3 protein-coding genes are annotated in these 2,887 nt (G+C 71.3%); all 3 read right to left on the bottom strand.

The annotated features are described in order from the left end of the window. Nucleotides 1-415 precede the first annotated feature (415 nt). The gene (gene proC / locus ACFWM7_RS34770; RefSeq protein WP_383268637.1) at nt 416-1,225 is read right to left on the bottom strand and encodes a pyrroline-5-carboxylate reductase; all 810 of its coding nucleotides are present in this window, start codon (nt 1,223-1,225) and stop codon (nt 416-418) included. 60 nt (nt 1,226-1,285) lie between these two features. Beyond that, entirely contained in the window at nt 1,286-2,089 is an 804-nt protein-coding gene (locus ACFWM7_RS34765) for an ABC transporter permease (RefSeq protein ID WP_383268635.1), read from the bottom strand. Continuing rightward, nucleotides 2,086-2,887, bottom strand: an 802-nt coding sequence (locus ACFWM7_RS34760; RefSeq protein ID WP_383268632.1) for an ABC transporter ATP-binding protein, incomplete at its 5' end; no start/stop codon positions are given. The genes ACFWM7_RS34760 and ACFWM7_RS34765, both read right to left, overlap by 4 nt.

Genomic DNA, 2,887 nt, shown 5'->3' with positions numbered 1-2,887 from the left:
GACTCTATCAGACGCTTTCCAGTGTCTGACTCCCGGTCGAAGCGGGCCGTGCAGTTTCGCTTTCCAGGTTCTTCGCTTTCGCGTTTTCCCTTTCCGGCGAGTCCGACTCTATCAGATCCTTTCGGGCCTGATTCCCAGTCAGCAGGGCTTGTCTTCACGGCTGTTGGGCCGTTCCGACGAGTGAGACTTTAGCGGAGTCCTGGGCCCCGACGCTAATCGGGGGCGTTCCTTCGAACGCGGATTCCTCATTTCGCGCAGGCACACGAAAAGGCATGCGACGCGAAGTCGCGTGTCTTCTCGTGGTTACTGCGGAAAGGTTGTCCGGGGACCGACCGGGGTCGGCGCTCACGTCGGACAACTCGGAGCACACTACGGACGTGCCGGGGGCGTGTCAACCCCCGGCCCGGGCCGTGGGTCAGCCGTTGCCGGAGGCCAGTTCGCGGCTGCGGTCGCGGGCCGCTTCCAGGGCTGCGATGAGGGCCGCGCGCACGCCGTGGTTCTCCAGCTCGCGGATCGCGCTGATCGTGGTGCCGGCCGGGCTGGTGACGGCCTCGCGGAGCTTGACCGGGTGTTCGCCGCTGTCCCGGAGCATGACGGCGGCGCCGATGGCGGCCTGGACGATGAGGTCGTGGGCCTGGGCGCGAGGCAGGCCGAGCAGGATGCCCGCGTCGGTCATGGCCTCGACCAGGAAGTAGAAGTAGGCGGGGCCGGAGCCGGAGAGGGCGGTGGCCGCGTCCTGCTGGGACTCCGGGACGCGCAGGGTCTTGCCGACGCCGCCGAAGATCTCCTCGGCGGTGGCGAGGTGCGCGCCGGTGGCGTGACTGCCCGCCGAGATGACGGACATGCCCTCGTCGACGAGGACCGGGGTGTTGGGCATGACCCGGACGACCGGGGTGCCCGGGGTGAGCCGCTCCTCGATGAACGCGGTGGTGATGCCCGCCGCCGCGCTGATGACCAGGCGGTCGGCGGTGACGTGCGGGGCGAGTTCGTCCAGAAGCTTGCCCATGTCCTGCGGCTTGACCGCGAGGATGAGGATGTCGGCGTTCTTGGCCGCCTCCGCGTTGGTGACGGACTCGACCCCGTACCGCGTGTGCAGTTCCTGGGCCCGGTCGCCCCGGCGGGTGGTCACCAGGAGGTGGGCCGGTCGCCAGCCCGCTCGGATCATCCCGCTGAGCAGGGCCTCGCCGATCTTGCCGGTGCCGAGGACTGCGACTGTCTGGGTCATGCGTTCACCCTCCGGGCGGTGCTGGGCTGTGCTCTTCCCGTCATCCTCGCATCGGGGTTCTCACGGCGTACGGCGGCGGAGGGTGATCGCGCCGAGGCAGAGGACCAGGAGGGCGCTGCCCGCGACCACGGCGATGTCGCGGACGAAGTCGCCGGTGAGGTCGGGGTGGTGGAGGACCTGGTTCATGCCGTCGACGGCGTACGACATGGGCAGGACGTTCGAGATCGCCTCCAGGACCGGGTGCATCGCCTCGCGCGGGGTGAACAGGCCGCACAGCAAGAGCTGGGGGAAGATCACCGCCGGCATGAACTGGACCGCCTGGAACTCGGACGCGGCGAACGCGGAGACGAACAGGCCGAGCGCCGTGCCGAGCAGGGCGTCGAGCAGGGCGACCAAGAGCAGCAGCCAGGGGGAGCCGATGACGTCCAGGCCCAGCAGCCAGATGGATACGGCCGTCGCGAGCGCGGACTGGAGAGCCGCGACCGCGCCGAACGCGAGGGCGTAGCCCGCGATCAGGTCGCCCTTGCCGAGCGGGAGGGCGAGGAGGCGCTCCAGGGTGCCCGAGGTGCGTTCGCGCAGGGTGGCGATCGAGGTCACCAGGAACATCGTGATCAGCGGGAAGATGCCGAGGAGGGAGGCCCCGATGGAGTCGAAGGTGCCGGGGCTGCCGTCGAAGACGTAACGGAGCAGGGTGATCAGCAGGACCGGGACGATCACCAGGAGGGCGATCGTGCGGGGGTCGTGGGTGAGCTGGCGCAGGACACGGGCCGCGGTGGCGGTCGTACGGGAGGGGGTGAGCGGTCGGGCCGGGGCGGCGGCGGCTCCGCTCGTGGGCAGGGCCGGGGCGGGGGCGGTGGCCGTCATCGGGATGCCTCCTCGGTGAGGGATGCGTCGGTGAGGGATGCGGCTTCGTCGACCAGGCGGAGGAACGCTTCCTCGACGGTGGCCGTGCCGGTGCGGTAACGAAGGGCGTCCGGGGTGTCCTCGGCGAGGATCCGGCCGGCCCGCATGAGGAGAAGGCGGTGGCAGCGCTCGGCCTCGTCCATGACGTGCGAGGAGATGAGGAGCGCGGTGCCCCGGTCGGCGGCCAGGCGGTGGAAGAGGTCCCAGAGGTCCCGGCGGAGTACGGGGTCGAGCCCGACGGTCGGTTCGTCCAGGACCAGCAGGTCCGGGGTGCCGAGGAGGGCGACGGCCAGTGAGACGCGGCTGCGCTGGCCGCCGGAGAGCGCGCCGGCGAGGGCGTCGGCGTGGGAGGTCAGGTCGACGTCGCCGATGGCGCTGGTGACGGCCTCGCGGCGGGCGTCCCGGTAGGCGCGGCCGGGGTGCAGGACGGCGGCGAAGTAGTCGAGGTTCTGGCGGACGGTGAGGTCGGTGTAGACGGAGGGCGCCTGGGTGACGTAGCCGATGCGGGGGCGCAGGGCCGGGTCTCCGGCGGGGTGGCCCAGCACGTCGAGCGTGCCGGTGACCTTGGCCTGGGTGCCGACCACCGCCCGCATGAGGGTGGTCTTGCCGCAGCCCGAGGGGCCGAGGAGGCCGGTGATGCTGCCGGGGCGGACGGTGAAGTCGAGGGCACGCAGGACGGTGCGGTCGCCGCGGACGACGGTGAGGCCGCGGGCTTCGATCGCCGGGTCCGGTGGTGGGGGCGGAGGTGCGGGGGTGGCC

Origin of the sequence: Streptomyces sp. NPDC058375 (assembly GCF_042723425.1) — a bacterium.
Classification (GTDB): domain Bacteria; phylum Actinomycetota; class Actinomycetes; order Streptomycetales; family Streptomycetaceae; genus Streptomyces; species Streptomyces durocortorensis.
Note: the sequence above shows the minus strand (reverse complement) of the source record. Positions and strands in the feature narration are given on the sequence as shown.